The sequence below is a fragment of the Janthinobacterium sp. GW821-FHT03C10 genome (assembly GCF_059420865.1).
On record NZ_JBWKUN010000005.1, the window covers coordinates 533,599 to 548,395 of the forward strand.

The window sequence follows — 14,797 nt, forward strand, 5'->3', positions numbered from 1 at the left end:
AAATGGCACGTATTGCAGGGGTTAATATCCCAAATCATCAGCATACCGTTATCGGCCTGACGGCCATCTACGGTGTGGGCCGTCCACGCGCAGAGAAAATCTGTGCATCGACCGGTGTAGCAACCAACAAAAAGATCAAAGATCTGGATGACAGCGAACTGGAAAAACTGCGCGATGAAGTAGGTAAATTCATCGTCGAAGGCGATCTGCGTCGTGAACTGTCCATGAACATCAAGCGTTTGATGGATCTGGGTTGCTACCGCGGCATGCGTCATCGTAAGGGTCTGCCTTGCCGTGGCCAGCGTACGCGTACGAACGCACGTACCCGCAAGGGACCGCGTAAAGCCGCTCAATCGCTGAAAAAATAATCCGCTAGGGAATAATTATGGCTAAGTCGCAAAATAACGCCGCATCAGCACGCGTGCGTAAAAAAGTTAAAAAGAACGTCGCTGAAGGCATCGCGCATGTCCACGCTTCGTTCAATAACACCATCATTACCATCACCGATCGTCAAGGCAATGCCTTGTCGTGGGCTACCTCCGGCGGTGCAGGCTTCAAGGGTTCGCGTAAATCGACCCCGTTCGCAGCGCAGGTCGCCGCGGAAGCCGCTGGTAAAGTGGCTGTTGAGTGTGGCGTGAAGAACCTGGAAGTGCGTATCAAGGGCCCAGGTCCTGGTCGTGAATCCGCCGTTCGCGCGCTGAACAACCTGGGCATCAAGATCACCGAGATCCAGGACGTGACGCCGGTACCGCACAACGGTTGCCGTCCACCGAAACGTCGTCGTATCTAAGATAGTGTTGCAGAGGGCGCTTCGGCGCCAGCTGCTTTGCTGTCTGTTGTAACTCAGTACAGTTGTGTGAAAACGCTGGAGCAGGGAGCCGGAAACGGTTATACTGCCCGGCTGTTCTTGCCTGTCAAATCCTGTTTGACGGGTTTTTCGTTTTCAGCCACCGTCTGATTGAAACCAAATCAGACTAGCGCCTAACCGCATCAGTGTGTTTGATCATGCATGTGGCTGGGGCGTTATCATTTAAAAAAAGGAAGTATCGTGGCACGTTATATCGGACCTAAAGCAAAACTTTCCCGCCGTGAAGGTACAGACCTGTTCCTGAAGAGCGCCCGTCGCTCGCTGGACAGCAAGTGCAAACTGGACGTCAAGCCAGGCCAGCACGGTGTCAAATCCGGCGCCCGCACCTCGGACTACGGTAACCAACTGCGCGAAAAGCAAAAAGTCAAGCGCATGTACGGCGTGCTGGAACGTCAATTCCGCCGCTACTTCGCTGAAGCAGACCGTCGTAAAGGCAACACCGGCGAAACGCTGTTGAAGTTGCTGGAAACGCGTCTGGACAACGTTTGCTACCGCATGGGCTTTGGCTCGACCCGCGCTGAAGCGCGTCAATTGGTCAGCCACAAAGCGTTCACCGTGAACGGTATCGTTGTGAACATCGCTTCGTACTCGGTCAAAGTTGGCGACATCATCGCTGTTCGTGAAAAATCGAAAAAGCAAGTGCGTATCGTTGAAGCACTGTCGCTGGCTGAACAAGTTGGCATGCCTAGCTGGGTTTCGGTTGATGCCAAGAAAATGGAAGGTACCTTCAAGTCCCTGCCAGAGCGTAACGAAATCGCTAACGACGTCAACGAATCGCTGATCGTCGAGCTGTACTCGCGTTAATAGTAGTCAGTAGCAAGATCTCCGCCCACTTTGCTTTTGTAAAGTGGGCGTTTCACTAATGCCATCAGCCTTATCGGTGTAATGAGCCGAGGGTATTGAAAAGGACATTTCATGCAAAACAGTTTGTTGAAGCCACGTATTATCGATGTTGAAGCTCTCGGTGCAGGTCACGCCAAGGTCGTGATGGAACCGTTCGAGCGCGGCTATGGCCACACATTGGGTAACGCGTTGCGCCGCGTTCTGCTGTCGTCGATGGTGGGCTACGCGCCGACCGAAGTGACGATCGCCGGCGTCGTCCACGAATATTCCTCCCTCGATGGCGTGCAAGAAGACGTCGTCGATCTGTTGCTGAACTTGAAGGGTGTGGTTTTCAAAGTCCACAACCGCGATTCGGTAACCCTGACCCTGAAAAAAGAAGGCGAAGGCGCGATCCTGGCCTCCGACATCGATCTGCCGCATGACGTCGAACTGATCAACCCTGACCACGTGATCGCCCACCTGACCGCTGGTGGCAAGCTGGACATGCAGATCAAGGTTGAAAAAGGCCGCGGCTACGTTCCTGGTAACGTGCGTCGCCTGTCGGAAGACACGAACAAGACCATCGGCCGCATCATCCTCGATGCATCGTTCTCGCCAGTGCGCCGCGTATCGTACTTCGTTGAATCGGCCCGCGTTGAACAGCGTACCGACCTGGACAAGCTGATCATCAACATCGAAACCAACGGCGTCATCTCGCCGGAAGAAGCGATCCGCCAGTCGGCCCGCGTCCTGGTGGACCAGTTGAATGTGTTCGCTGCCCTGGAAGGCACGGAAGCTGCCGCCGAAGCGCCATCGCGCGCTCCGCTGGTCGATCCTATCCTGTTGCGTCCAGTCGACGACCTGGAGTTGACCGTGCGTTCGGCGAACTGCCTGAAAGCGGAAAACATCTACTACATCGGCGACCTGATCCAACGTTCGGAAAACGAACTGCTGAAAACGCCAAACTTGGGCCGCAAGTCCCTGAACGAAATCAAGGAAGTGCTGGCATCGCGCGGCTTGACCTTGGGCATGAAGCTGGAAAACTGGCCGCCTGCCGGCCTGGAAAAGTAATTCGTAGTCGTAGCAAACTGCCTGGGACAGGTGTCCCAGGCTTTTATTTTTGAAGTACCAAACCGGTCCGCGATGAAGCCCAGGTTTCATTGATCGAAGAACTGGATTTAAACACTCACCGAAAGGATTTATCATGCGTCACGGTCACGGCCTCCGTAAACTGAATCGTACCTCGTCCCACCGTCTGGCAATGCTGCGCAACATGACAGTATCGCTGCTGCGTCACGAAGCGATCAAGACCACCCTGCCAAAAGCAAAAGAACTGCGCCGCGTTGTCGAGCCAATTCTGACCCTGGGCAAAACCGACTCCCTGGCAAACAAGCGTCTGGCCTTCAACCGCCTGCGCGACCGCGAAATGGTCGTCAAACTGTTCGCTGAACTGGGCCCACGTTTTGCCAACCGTAACGGTGGTTATGTGCGTATCCTGAAAATGGGTTTCCGCGTCGGCGATAACGCTCCTATGGCGTTCGTTGAACTGATGGATCGTCCAGATACGACCGAAGCAGTTGAAGTTGCTGGCGAGTAATCCCGGTAATTGCATCTGAGAAAGCCAGGCCTAGCCTGGCTTTTTTGTTTTCTGCTGCAGCTATCCTTGCTGCGGTGTACTATTCTTCTTTCGCGCCGGCCCGGCACAAGCGCTGCCTGCTCCGCGCGTCCTCCGTCGAATGGTCGAAAAGGTAGTTCATGTCCCGTTTCCCCTCCAGCGCCTCCGCGCGCGCCGCTCCACTACATCAACTGCTGATCTGGCTTGCCGCCTGTTTGCTGCTGGCCATGGCCGTCTTCGGCGCCAGTCATGCCCGCGCCGACGATGAATTCCTCGATCCGGAACTGGCTTTCAAGTTTTCCGCCCGCATGCAGGATCCGTCCACCATCGCCGTCACCTACGTGATCGCCGATGGCTACTATATGTACCACGAGCGCTTCAAGTTCGAGGTCGTGGGCGCCAAACTGGGCGCACCCGTGTATCCCGCCGGCAAGGTCAAGTTCGACGACACCTTCCAAAAGAACGTGGAAACCTTCCGCAAGATCCTGACGATCACCATTCCCGTCGAGGCGGCCGGCGCGTTCACCCTGAAGGCGACGGGACAGGGCTGCTCCGACAAGGGCTTGTGCTATGCGCCGCAGGATGCGACAGCCCAGCTGGTGGGCGGTGGCGGCGGCCAGAGCGTGGCGCCCGGCACGGGCCTGCCGTCGAAATTCGCCCTGCCGGCCGCGCCGGCAGTCGACACGGCGGCCGTCAACGGCCCGCAGGCGCAGGCGTCGCCCGGCGTGTCCGTGCTGAGCATTCCCCAGGCCGATATCACCAGCACGCCCGAGCCGGCCGCGGCGGCCCCCGTGGCGGCAAGCGCCGCGCCCGCGCAAAGCGAGATGGGCAAGATCGAAGCGGCTTTAAAGGGTGGCAAGTTGCTCGTCATCGTGCCCCTGTTCATGCTGCTGGGCCTGGGCCTGGCGTTTACGCCGTGCGTGCTTCCGATGGTGCCGATTTTGTCGTCGATCATCATCGGCGATGGCGCCAAGGTCAGCCGCTCGCGCGGCTTGCTGCTGTCGCTGACGTACGCGCTGGGCATGGCCATCGTCTACACGGCACTGGGCGTGGCGGCCGGCCTGGCGGGCGAAGGCCTGGCGGCGCAACTGCAAAACCCGTGGGTACTGGGCTTCTTTGCCCTGTTGATGGCGGGCCTGGCGCTGTCGATGTTCGGTTTGTATGAGCTGCAAGTGCCGGCTTTCCTGCAAGGCAAGCTGACGAGCGTATCGAACCAGCAATCGTCGGGCCGCCTGGCGGGCGTGTTCGTGATGGGCGCCATTTCCGCCCTGATCGTGGGACCCTGCGTGGCCGCGCCGCTGGCCGGCGCCTTGCTGTACATCAGCCAGACGCGCGACGTCGTCATCGGCGGCGGCGCCTTGTTTGCCATGGCGGTGGGCATGAGCGTGCCTCTGCTGCTGGTCGGCGTGTCGGCCGGTACCTTGCTGCCCCGCGCCGGCGCGTGGATGGACGCCGTCAAGCGCTTCTTTGGCGTACTGCAGCTGGGCGTGGCCTGGTGGCTGGTCTCGCCCGTGCTGCCAGGCGCCGTGCAGATGCTGGGCTGGACGGTCTTGTTCGTCGGCTATGGCATGTATTTGCTGGTGGGTAAGAGCGGCGCGCAACACGCCTGGGTGGCCAAGGCCTTCGGCCTTGTGTTTGCCGTGCTGGGCGCGATGCAGCTGGTGGGCGTGGCCAGCGGCGGCCGCGACCCGCTGGCGCCGCTGGCGCACCTCGGTGGCGGCCAGGCCCACGCGCAACCGTTTACGCGCGTGAAGACCGTGGCGCAGCTCGATGCGGCGCTGGCCCAGTTGAACGGCAAGCCGGCCTTGCTGGACTTTTATGCGGACTGGTGCGTGTCGTGCATCGAGATGGAAAAACTGACCTTCGTCGATCCCGCCGTGCGCGCGAAGATGGGACAAGCCGTGCTGCTGCAGGTGGACGTGACGGCCAATGATGCGGATGACAAAGCCATGCTGAAACGTTTTCAGCTGTTCGGCCCGCCGGGCATCATCATGTTCAACCCGCAGGGGCAGGAGATCGTCCAGTCGCGCGTGATCGGCTTCCAGAACGCTGCCACCTTCCTGACTTCCTTGCGCAAGCTCGACGAGTAGGACGGGCAGGTCGGGTAGGTCGGGGTAGGTCGGGTTAGCCCGCCAGGGCGTAACCCGACACCACCGCACACGTCAACGTTGTCGGATTACGGTCCTGCGGACCTAATTCGACCTACGTTCAGCCTGCTTTATGATGACCACCGCGATGGCCACCATGCTTGCCGCCCGGCACGCTGTCATCAAACACTTTCTTTTGCTCCGGCGTCAGCACGGCATAGAAGGTTTTCAGCGAGGCCAGGCGGCTTTCCTGGCTGGCGATGCGTTCCTTCGACATGGCGATCCATTGCTCCATGCGCTCCGGCGCCGACAGCTTGGCCATCGCTTCGCGCTTGGCTTTCCAGTCGCCCATCGGTTTTTTCGGCGCGCTGGCGGCCGTGAACGTGGCCCAGGCCGGTTCCTGCGCGGCCGTCAGCTTCAGCTTGTCGTGCAGGCGGGCCTGGTACTTGGCCATGCGTTCGGCCGGGTTGCTTGCGCGGTGCTGGCCGCGCTGGCCTTCATGTTGCATCTTGGTGCCGGCGGCAGGCGCGCTGGCGGCCGCTTCCTGGGCGTGGACGGTCAGCGATGCCGCACCCATGCCGAGTACGCTCATGGCGATGATCAAATTCTTGCGCAAGGTTGTCATTGAGGCGTTCATCTGGATTCCTTTGTAAAAGTGAGGGATGTGCATGCTGCTGCACATGAAGCCATGTTGGACGCGCCATGTTTCCCCGAAGTGTCCGCTGCCAGACAGTTTGTATCTATATGTTTCTTCGGGTCTTCTATATACAAGACGATACAAATGCGTTGTGCAAGGGCAGGGGAAGTGGGGATAATTCGTACCATGGAACCCACTTCTACAATTCTCATCGTCGACGACGACCGCGATATCCGCAGCTTGCTGGCGGACTACCTGGAAACGAATGCCTACCGCACCCTGGGCGCGGCAGATGGCACGGCCATGTGGAAAATCCTCGATGAAACGCGGCCCGACCTGATCGTGCTCGATTTGAACCTGCCAGGCGACGACGGCCTGACCTTGTGCCGCAAGCTGCGCGCCCAATCGACCGTGCCGGTGATCATGTTGACGGCGCGCAATGAGCCGCTGGACCGCATCCTGGGCCTGGAAATGGGCGCCGACGATTATCTGCCGAAACCGTTCGAGCCCCGTGAATTGTTGGCGCGCATACGCAGCGTGCTGCGCCGCAGCCACGCCATGCCGTCGAACGTGCCGTCGGACAAGGCCCAGCAAATCCGTTTTTCCGGCTGGACGCTGGACCTCACGGCGCGCCACCTGCTCAATCCCAGCGGCCTGGTGATCATGCTGTCGGGCGCGGAATTCCGTTTGCTGCGCGTCTTCCTGGAACACCCGAACCGCGTGCTGAACCGCGATCAGCTGCTGAACCTGACGCAGGGCCGCGACGCCGACCCGTTCGACCGCTCGATCGATATCCAGATCAGCCGCCTGCGGCAAAAGCTCGGTGAAGATGCCCGTTTGCCGCAGATCATCAAGACCGTGCGCAACGGCGGCTACGTGCTGGCCGGCCAGGTCAATGTGGAGCCGCACGCGTGAAGGCCTTCCTGGGATCGATGACGGGCCGTGTCTTCATGTTTTTGCTGATCGGCATCGTCGCTTCGGCCGCGCTGACGCAGTGGCTGGCCGTGGGCGAACGCCAGCGCGCCATCGAACAATACCGCGATTACCACGCCGTCGAGCGGGCCGAGCAGCTGGTGATGGCGGCCGATGTGGTGCCGCTGGCCTCGCGCGCCGCCTACCTGAAGGTGGCCAACAAGGGCAGCGTACGTCTGGAGTTGCGTCCCGACACGGAACATACGCCCGGCGCGCCGACGGAATTTTCCACCGCCCTGCAAGCCAAGCTGGGCGAGGGTTTCAAGGTCAGCGCGCTGGCCGAACGCCCGGACGCCTGCGTCAAGCCGCGCCAGTCGCCGGGCAAGTTCGGCGCCAAGCCATGGGGCGGTACCTGCGAAAACCTCGACGTGCGCATGCAGGATGGCCACGTGCTGCGCCTGATGGTCTTGCCGCCGCGCCAGCAGCCGCCGTTCAATGAACACAACGACTGGATGACCCTGCTGCCTTTCCTGATCAGCATCGCCATCCTGGCCTACCTCGTCACGCGCATGACCATGCGCCCGCTCAAGCAGCTGGCGCAGGCGGCGAAAGACCTGGGCAATGACATCAACCACCCGCCGCTGACCCTGTCCGGGGCCAGCGAGATCCGCCAGGCCAGCGCCGCCTTCAATGCCATGCAGGCGCGCATCCGCCAGCACATTTCCCAGCGCACGCAAATGCTGGCCGCCATCACGCACGATTTGCAGACGCCGCTGACGCGCCTGCGTCTGCGTCTGGAGAAAGTGGCGGATACGGAACTGCATGACCGCCTGGTGGGCGACCTGTCGGCCATGCAGAGCATGGTCAAGGAAGGGCTGGACCTGGCCCGCTCGATGGATAGCACGGAAGCGATGCAGGCGCTCGATCTCGATTCCCTGTTGGATAGCGTCTGCTCCGACGCGGCCGATGCCGGCCAGAAAGTCACCCTCAGTGGACAGGCAGGCATGGCCTTGATGGCGCGCCCGATCGCCATGCGGCGCTGCCTGGTGAACTTGATCGACAATGCCGTCAAATACGGCCAGTACGCGCAAGTGACCGTCGAGCGCATCGCCGGTGCCGCACGCATCCGCATCCGCGATGGCGGGCCGGGTATTGCGCCCGATCAACTGGCCAAGGTGTTCGAACCGTTTTACCGGATAGAAACCTCGCGCTCGCGCGAATCGGGCGGCACGGGCCTGGGCCTGACCATCGCGCGCAATATCGCCGAGCAGCATGGCGCCACGGTCTTGCTGGCCAATCATGTCGACGGTGGACTGGAAGTCACCCTCATCGTGCCAGAGTATTACGCAGGAAAGTGAGCATTTCCATGCGACAATATTGCGCGTTAGGCCTCCCTGGCAACTACATTCAACCTGCAGCCCTGCGCTGCGACAGCGTGACAGAACAATGAAAAAGACTAGTCTGGCAATCCTCGTGGGTGCTGCCCTGTGTATCGGTGGCGGCATCTGGTATTTCAATCATCAGCCAGGCAAAGCAGCCGCTGGGCAGGATGGCAAAGGGGGCAAGGGCGGGCAGGCGCCGACGACGGTGAGCGTGGTCGCGCCCGTGCGCCAGGACGTGCCGATGCTGCTGCAAGCCAATGGCAGCGTGACGCCGATCAGCAGCGTCGACCTGCATCCGCAGACGACCAGCACGATTACCAAGGTGCACATCCGCGAAGGCCAGTTCGTCAAGCAGGGCGAGCTGATGTTCACGCTGGACGCCCGCAGCGAGCACGCGAATGTCGATAAGGCGCAGGCGCAGGTGCTGCGTGACCGCGCCTCGGTAGCCGATCTCGAACGCCAGCTTAAGCGCAACCAGGATTTGCTGAGCAAGAATTTCATCGCCCAGGGCGCCGTGGACACCCTGCAAAGCCAGCTCGACGCGGCACGCGCTTTGCTGGCCGCTGACCAGGCCGCCTTGCGCGCCGCCCAGGTCGACTCCAGCTACACCGTCTTGCGCGCGCCGCAGAGCGGCCGCGTGGGCGCCATCAATGTGTATCCGGGCAGCCTGGTGCAGCCGGCCACGTCGCTGACCAGCATCACCCAGCTCGACCCGATCGACGTGGTCTTTACCTTGCCGGAAAGCAGTCTGTCGGGCTTGCTGGCGGCGCAGAAGGCGGGCGAGGTGCCTGTCAAGGCGCTGCTGTCGGACGCGGGCGGCAAGCAGTTGGAAGGTAGACTGAACTTTATCGACAATGCCGTCGATCCCGCCACCGGCGTGATCAAGGTCAAGGCCCGCTTCAACAATGGCGGCACCGACCTGTGGCCAGGCCAGTACGTGAATACGCAGCTGACCGTGCGCACCCTCAAGGATGCGCTCGTCATTCCGCAAAACGCCATCATCACGAGTACCACCGGCACCTTTGTGTACGCGATGGAGGCGGACAACACAGCCAGGATGCGCAAGATTGCCCGCGTGTATGCATTCGGACCGAGCGCCGTCGTCACCGGCTTGGCGGGCGATGAAAAAGTCATCGTCGACGGCAAGCAGAACTTGCGCCCGGGTAGCAAGGTGCGCCTGGCGGAAAAACACAAGGCCGCTGACGGCGCCGCCGTACCGCAGGGCAAGCCAGCATGAACCTGTCCGAACTGAGCATCCGCCGCCCCGTCATGGTGGTGCTGCTATCCCTCTCCATCATCCTGGCCGGCGTGCTGGCCTACCTGCAAATTCCCGTGGCGGCGTTGCCGAGCTACAACACGCCCGTCATCAACGTCAGCGCCGACCTGGCTGGTGCCAGCCCGGAAACCATGGCGTCCTCGGTGGCCTTGCCGCTGGAAAAGCAGTTTTCCACCATTTCAGGCTTGAGCCTGATTACCTCCACGAGTACCCTGGGCAATACCTCGCTGACCCTGGAGTTTGACGCCAGCATCAATGTCAACGAGGCGGCCGTCGACGTGCAGGCGGCCCTGCTGCGCGCGCAGCGCCAGTTGCCGACGGAAATGACGGACTTGCCGTCTTACCGCAAGGTCAATCCGGCCGATGCGCCGGTGCTGTTCATCCAGATGACGTCGCCCTCGCTGAACTTGTCGGACCTCAACGATTATGCGGAAAACCTGATCGCGCCCAGCCTGTCGACCTTGCCTGGCGTAGCCCAGGTCATCGTCAATGGCCAGAAACGCTTCGCCGTGCGCGTGCGCGCCCGTGCCGACCTGATGAATGCGCGCAACCTGACGATGGACGAGCTGGCTGTTGCCTTGCGCACCTCGAACACGAATTCCCCGCTGGGCATCCTTGACGGCCCCAGCCAGACCCTGACCATCCAGGGTAATCCGCAAATGATGAAAGCGGCTGATTTTGCCGAATTGATCATCGCCAGCCGCAACGGCCAGCCCGTGCGCCTGAAAGACGTGGCCGAGGTGGAAGACAGCTTTCAATCGATCAAGTCCGTCGGCAGTTTCAACGGCGAGCGCTCGATCAGCCTGATGGTGCAGCGCCAGCCGGACGCCAACACCGTGCAAGTGGTCGATGGCGTGCGCCGTTTGCTGCCGGGCTTCAAGGAGCAATTGCCGCAGTCGATACAAATCAGCCTGGTCAACGACCGTTCGCTGTCGATCCGCGAAGCCATCCACGACGTCAATCTGACCCTGGCCCTGACGGTGGTGCTGGTGGTGCTGGTGATCTTTTTGTTCCTGCACCGCGCGGCAGCGACCTTCATTCCGGCCGTCACCATGCCGATCTCGCTGCTCGGCGCGCTGGCTCTGCTGTACTGGCTCGGCTACAGCCTCGACAACGTGTCCCTGCTGGGCATCACCCTGGCCGTCGGTCTCGTCGTCGACGATGCCATCGTGGTGCTGGAAAACATCGTGCGCCATATCGAGATGGGCAAGAAACCGATACGCGCAGCCCTCGAAGGGGCGAAAGAGATGGGCTTTACCATCATCTCGATTTCCGTTTCGCTGGTGGCCGTGTTCATTCCCATCTTCTTCATGCCGGGCGTGATCGGCTTGCTGTTCCACGAGTTTGCCGTCGTCGTCTCGCTGGCCGTGCTGGTGTCCGCCGTCGTGTCGCTGACCCTGGTGCCGATGCTGGCCAGCCGCTTCCTGCCGGCCGATTCGCGCGAGCACAATGACAGCGACCCCAGCCATGGCGAGAAAACCTTCATCGGCCGCCATTTCGAAGCGGGTTTCACGAAATTGCGCAACGGCTATGTGCATCTGCTCGACAAGGCCCTGGCGCACCGCAACGTGGTGCTGTTCGTTGCCGTATGCACCTTTGCGCTGACGGTGCTGCTGTACGCGACCATTCCCAAAGGTTTCTTCCCCGAGGAAGACCTGGGCCAGATCCAGGTGAATACGGAAGCGTCTGAAGACATCTCATCTGCGGCATTGCAGGACTTGCAAGCGCGCGTGGCGGCCGTGCTCAAGGCGGACCCGAGCGTGCAGGACGTCACGTCGTTCGTCGGCGGCGGCAACACGGGCCGCATGTTCATGGTGCTGAAACCGCGCAACGAACGGCCGAAAATGCCCGTGGTGCTGGAAAACCTGCGCCGCGCGACGAGCGCCGTGCCCGGGATGGCCGTGTATTTCCGTCCCGTGCAAAACTTGCAGCTGGGCGGACGCCAGAGCAAGAGCCGCTACCAGTACACCTTGCAAAGCGTCAGTCCCGACGCCTTGAATGACTGGGCGGAAAAGTTTATTGCAGGCATGCGCGCCGACCCGGCCTTCCGCGACGTCACCAGCGATTCGCAGATCAAGGGCTTGCAGGCGTCGCTCCGGATCGACCGCGACAAGGCCAATCTGCTGGGTGTGCAGATGTCCGACATCCGCACGGCCCTGTACAGCGCCTTTGGCGAGCGGCAAGTATCGACCATCTATTCATCGGCGGCCAGCTATTACGTGATCCTGGAAGCGGCCACGGCGGACCGCCAGTATGACGATGCGCTCACGCGCGTCTCCGTGCGCAGCAAGTCGGGCGAGCTGGTGAAACTGTCGAGTATTGCTTATGTGGAACGCACGATCGGTCCCACCTCCGTCAATCACCAGGGGCAACTGCAAGCCGTGACCATCGCCTTCAACCTGGCGCCGGACGTGCCGCTGGGCATCGCCACAGGCAAGATCGACGCGATGGCCAAGGACATGAGCTTGCCGGCCTCCATCATCACGCGCTATGGCGGCGACGCGGCCGTGTTCCAGAGCTCGCAATCGAGCCAGATCATCCTCATCATTGCCGCGCTGGGCGTGATCTACGTGCTGCTCGGCGTGCTGTATGAAAGCTATATCCACCCGCTGACCATCCTGGCCGGATTGCCGTCGGCGGCCGTGGGGGCGCTGCTGACCCTGCGCCTGTTCGGCATGGACCTGACCATGATCGCCATCATCGGCATTTTGATGCTGATCGGCATCGTCAAGAAAAACGCCATCATGATGATCGACTTCGCCCTGCATGCGCAGCGCAATGAAGGCATGAGCCCGCCTGAAGCCATCCGCCAGGCCTGCATCCTGCGTTTTCGTCCCATCATGATGACGACGGCGGCGGCCCTGATGGGCGCCTTGCCGATCGCCCTGGGCCTGGGCGCCGGCGCCGAGCTGCGCCAGCCGCTGGGCCTGGCCGTGGTCGGTGGATTGCTGTTTTCGCAAGTGATTACCCTGTTCATCACCCCCGTCATCTATTTGTTCCTGGACAAGTACAGCGGCACGGGGCCGATGACGGACGAGCAACTGGTGGCGCTCGACAACCAGGCCTGAGCCGCCACACGGCCCCTACCGGCGCCCCGTTCCTCAGTGAATGCGGCGCCGGTTTTGTATGGGCGGTGATACATACGGTAACAACCGTCAAGGGACGGCTCGGGTACTCTGGTCAGCGCTGCAAGGAATGTCGCTATCCTGTACGCTTCGGGTTGGAAAGGCCGAGGAAGTGTTCCCAAAAGCAAGGGACTCTGGCACTATGGCTGCCCTGTAATGTTATTTCTTCGCTACACAGAAAGCACGATTCATTTTGCATGACACGACCCATTTGATGGCTGCCGATTCCGATGTTTGCCCCACCTGCGGGCAAGTAATCCAGCCGCCACCGGCCTACGGGTCCAGGACCAGCACCACGCGCAAGGTTGCGCTCGGCGTGTCCGTCTTGCTGCACGTGCTGCTGGCGGCGTATGTGCTGCTGCGCAGCGACACCATCGAAAAGATTCCGCCGTCGAAGAAGGAAAGCGCGATGGTCTACATCGCGCCGCTGAAAGACAAGCCGCAACCGAAGCCGCAGCCGAAACCCACGCCCAAGCCGAAGGACACGAAAGTGGCCAAGGTGAAACCGCCGCCGGCCCCGAGCAAGCGCGTGGTCACAAAAGATGTGCCGCGCGACAAGCCGAAACTGGAAACATTCACGCCGCCGCTGGTATCGAAAGTGCCGCTGCCGCCGCCGCCCGCTGAAGACATGAGCTCGATGATCGAGCAGCGCCGCAAGCAGCGCGAGGCGCAGAACCCCGCGCCGCCGGCCGAGGAAAGCGAAAACGACCGCGCCATGCGCGTGGCCAAGGCGAATATCGCCGGCGCGCAGGGACGCAATTCCGGCAGCGACCGCGAGGATTCGGGCGGCGTGTTTTCCATCGTCAACCAGACCTCGTTCAGCGCGGAAGTCAAGTTCAAGGGCTGGAACGGCAATTTCAAGCGCAACTGGCTGAAGCAGGAAAAAGTGGAACTGGGCAATGAACCCGATATCGAGACGGCCATCATCAAGAAGATGATCCAGCTGATCCGTGCCGAAAAGCCCGGCGATTTCGTCTGGGAATCGCGGCGCCTGGGACGCAACGTCAACCTCAGCGCCAGGGTGGAAGACACGGCCGAGTTGACTGCCTTCCTGCGCCAGGAATTCTTTTCCGAGAAGCGGCCAGGCCCGGGACGGCGCTAGGCGTTCGGCACCCGCGCAATAAAAAAGGCTGCACCGTGTGAACGGGCAGCCTTTTTTTACGCAGCGTTGATCTCGATCAAGCCGGCTTGTCCGACTCCGGCTCGACGTCGTCTTCCATGTCGATCAGGTCGACCATCTGGGCCGCGCCGTCTTCGCTGATGCCGGCCAGTTCCATGATCTTGTCGTTGGCTTCGTCGATGCCGACTCTTTTCAAGGCCGAGAACAGTTGCACGGTGAACGGGAAGCCGACGCCGTCTTCATCCACATAGCTGTCGAGCTTGGCTTTCGCCTGGCGCAGTGCGTTGACCGATTCATTGCGGTTCAGCTTATCGACTTTCGTCAGGATGCAGTGGATCGGTTTGCCCGTCGGGGCGAACCATTCCAGCATCTGGATGTCCAGGTCGGTGAAGGGACGGCGCGAATCCATGATCAGGATCAAGCCGGCCAATTGCTCGCGGCGCTGCACGTAGTCGCCCAGCAGGCGCTGCCAGTGCAATTTCGCCGAGCCCGATACTTCCGCGTAGCCGTAGCCCGGCAAGTCGACCAGCAGGCATTCGATCTCTTCGACGATGGTGGCATCCTTGCGGTGCTGCGCCACGTGGGCGCCGCCGATGGAGAAGTAGTTGATGTGCTGGGTACGGCCAGGTGTCTTGGAGGCGAACGCCAAGCCTTTCTGATTACACAAGATATTGATGGCGGTCGATTTACCGGCATTGGAGCGGCCGGCAAAGGCGATTTCCGGCACCGTGGTATCGGGCAGGTCACGCAATTGGTTGACGGTCGTAAAGAAGCGGGCTTGCCAGAGTTTTGACATGGGAGTAGTAAAGCAACAAAAGGGAGCGATAAGGGAGCGATAACGCCAAGAAGCTATTGTACAATAAGGGGTTGTTTATTGTTGCCGGCGTAGCAGCGATGCGGCTTGCGGCCCTGAAAATAAAGCAAAAATCCCCAGGGCGCGGCAATGTCCACCA

13 protein-coding genes are annotated in these 14,797 nt (G+C 60.9%); 11 read left to right on the plus strand and 2 right to left on the minus strand.

The features are described from left to right. Window positions 1-2 precede the first annotated feature (2 nt). The 6 genes from rpsM (at window position 3) to dsbD (ending at window position 5,395) form a co-directional block, all read left to right on the plus strand. Window positions 3-368: a 30S ribosomal protein S13 gene (gene rpsM, locus AC07VH_RS19510; protein ID WP_046681666.1), complete on the plus strand. Its 366-nt coding sequence runs from the start codon at window positions 3-5 to the stop codon at window positions 366-368. Between the two features lie 17 nt (window positions 369-385). Continuing rightward, window positions 386-790, plus strand: coding sequence for a 30S ribosomal protein S11 (gene rpsK, locus AC07VH_RS19515; RefSeq protein WP_010394475.1), 405 nt, complete (start codon window positions 386-388; stop codon window positions 788-790). Between the two features lie 258 nt (window positions 791-1,048). Continuing rightward, on the plus strand, window positions 1,049-1,672 hold the full coding sequence (gene rpsD / locus AC07VH_RS19520; protein WP_038496998.1) for a 30S ribosomal protein S4: 624 nt from the start codon (window positions 1,049-1,051) through the stop codon (window positions 1,670-1,672). Between the two features lie 111 nt (window positions 1,673-1,783). Then, window positions 1,784-2,761 carry a DNA-directed RNA polymerase subunit alpha gene (locus tag AC07VH_RS19525; RefSeq protein ID WP_008444343.1) on the plus strand — a complete coding sequence of 326 codons (978 nt, stop codon included), beginning with the start codon at window positions 1,784-1,786 and terminating at the stop codon, window positions 2,759-2,761. A gap of 133 nt (window positions 2,762-2,894) precedes the next feature. Next, entirely contained in the window at window positions 2,895-3,287 is a 393-nt protein-coding gene (rplQ, locus tag AC07VH_RS19530; protein ID WP_034753219.1) for a 50S ribosomal protein L17, read from the plus strand. Between the two features lie 158 nt (window positions 3,288-3,445). Continuing rightward, the gene (gene dsbD / locus AC07VH_RS19535) at window positions 3,446-5,395 is read left to right on the plus strand and encodes a protein-disulfide reductase DsbD (protein ID WP_494787458.1); all 1,950 of its coding nucleotides are present in this window, start codon (window positions 3,446-3,448) and stop codon (window positions 5,393-5,395) included. A 118-nt stretch (window positions 5,396-5,513) separates the two neighbouring features. Here dsbD and AC07VH_RS19540 read toward each other — a convergent pair whose 3' ends face one another. Continuing rightward, entirely contained in the window at window positions 5,514-6,029 is a 516-nt protein-coding gene (locus tag AC07VH_RS19540; RefSeq protein ID WP_489629141.1) for a Spy/CpxP family protein refolding chaperone, read from the minus strand. A gap of 186 nt (window positions 6,030-6,215) precedes the next feature. Here AC07VH_RS19540 and AC07VH_RS19545 point away from each other — a divergent pair, with 186 nt between their 5' ends. The 5 genes from AC07VH_RS19545 (at window position 6,216) to AC07VH_RS19565 (ending at window position 13,826) form a co-directional block, all read left to right on the plus strand. After that, the gene (locus tag AC07VH_RS19545) at window positions 6,216-6,944 is read left to right on the plus strand and encodes a response regulator (RefSeq protein ID WP_034753223.1); all 729 of its coding nucleotides are present in this window, start codon (window positions 6,216-6,218) and stop codon (window positions 6,942-6,944) included. Continuing rightward, window positions 6,941-8,299 (plus strand): ATP-binding protein, encoded by a 1,359-nt coding sequence (locus tag AC07VH_RS19550; RefSeq protein ID WP_475413743.1) that lies wholly within the window; start codon window positions 6,941-6,943, stop codon window positions 8,297-8,299. Before AC07VH_RS19545 ends, AC07VH_RS19550 begins: the two co-directional genes overlap by 4 nt. An 88-nt stretch (window positions 8,300-8,387) precedes the next feature. Continuing rightward, a complete protein-coding gene (locus AC07VH_RS19555; RefSeq protein ID WP_494787457.1) occupies window positions 8,388-9,560 on the plus strand; it encodes an efflux RND transporter periplasmic adaptor subunit in 1,173 nt (390 codons plus the stop codon). Further along, window positions 9,557-12,667, plus strand: a complete 3,111-nt coding sequence (locus AC07VH_RS19560) for an efflux RND transporter permease subunit (RefSeq protein WP_494787456.1) — start codon at window positions 9,557-9,559, stop codon at window positions 12,665-12,667. Before AC07VH_RS19555 ends, AC07VH_RS19560 begins: the two co-directional genes overlap by 4 nt. A gap of 271 nt (window positions 12,668-12,938) precedes the next feature. Next, window positions 12,939-13,826, plus strand: a complete 888-nt coding sequence (locus AC07VH_RS19565; RefSeq protein ID WP_494787455.1) for a hypothetical protein — start codon at window positions 12,939-12,941, stop codon at window positions 13,824-13,826. A gap of 76 nt (window positions 13,827-13,902) precedes the next feature. On the opposite strand, the gene yihA is transcribed toward AC07VH_RS19565, so the two are convergent. After that, window positions 13,903-14,640 carry a ribosome biogenesis GTP-binding protein YihA/YsxC gene (gene yihA / locus AC07VH_RS19570; protein WP_070221698.1) on the minus strand — a complete coding sequence of 246 codons (738 nt, stop codon included), beginning with the start codon at window positions 14,638-14,640 and terminating at the stop codon, window positions 13,903-13,905. Between the last annotated feature and the right edge of the window lie 157 nt (window positions 14,641-14,797).

What these genes read in the sequence shown, in the direction of transcription:
- rpsM (WP_046681666.1), top strand. Translation starts at nt 3, where the DNA reads ATGGCACGTATTGCAGGGGTTAATATCCCAAATCATCAGCATACCGTT.
- rpsK (WP_010394475.1), top strand. Translation starts at nt 386, where the DNA reads ATGGCTAAGTCGCAAAATAACGCCGCATCAGCACGCGTGCGTAAAAAA.
- AC07VH_RS19525 (WP_008444343.1), top strand. Translation starts at nt 1,784, where the DNA reads ATGCAAAACAGTTTGTTGAAGCCACGTATTATCGATGTTGAAGCTCTC.
- rplQ (WP_034753219.1), top strand. Translation starts at nt 2,895, where the DNA reads ATGCGTCACGGTCACGGCCTCCGTAAACTGAATCGTACCTCGTCCCAC.
- dsbD (WP_494787458.1), top strand. Translation starts at nt 3,446, where the DNA reads ATGTCCCGTTTCCCCTCCAGCGCCTCCGCGCGCGCCGCTCCACTACAT.
- AC07VH_RS19540 (WP_489629141.1), bottom strand. Translation starts at nt 6,029, where the DNA reads ATGAACGCCTCAATGACAACCTTGCGCAAGAATTTGATCATCGCCATG.
- AC07VH_RS19545 (WP_034753223.1), top strand. Translation starts at nt 6,216, where the DNA reads ATGGAACCCACTTCTACAATTCTCATCGTCGACGACGACCGCGATATC.
- AC07VH_RS19555 (WP_494787457.1), top strand. Translation starts at nt 8,388, where the DNA reads ATGAAAAAGACTAGTCTGGCAATCCTCGTGGGTGCTGCCCTGTGTATC.
- AC07VH_RS19560 (WP_494787456.1), top strand. Translation starts at nt 9,557, where the DNA reads ATGAACCTGTCCGAACTGAGCATCCGCCGCCCCGTCATGGTGGTGCTG.
- AC07VH_RS19565 (WP_494787455.1), top strand. Translation starts at nt 12,939, where the DNA reads ATGGCTGCCGATTCCGATGTTTGCCCCACCTGCGGGCAAGTAATCCAG.
- yihA (WP_070221698.1), bottom strand. Translation starts at nt 14,640, where the DNA reads ATGTCAAAACTCTGGCAAGCCCGCTTCTTTACGACCGTCAACCAATTG.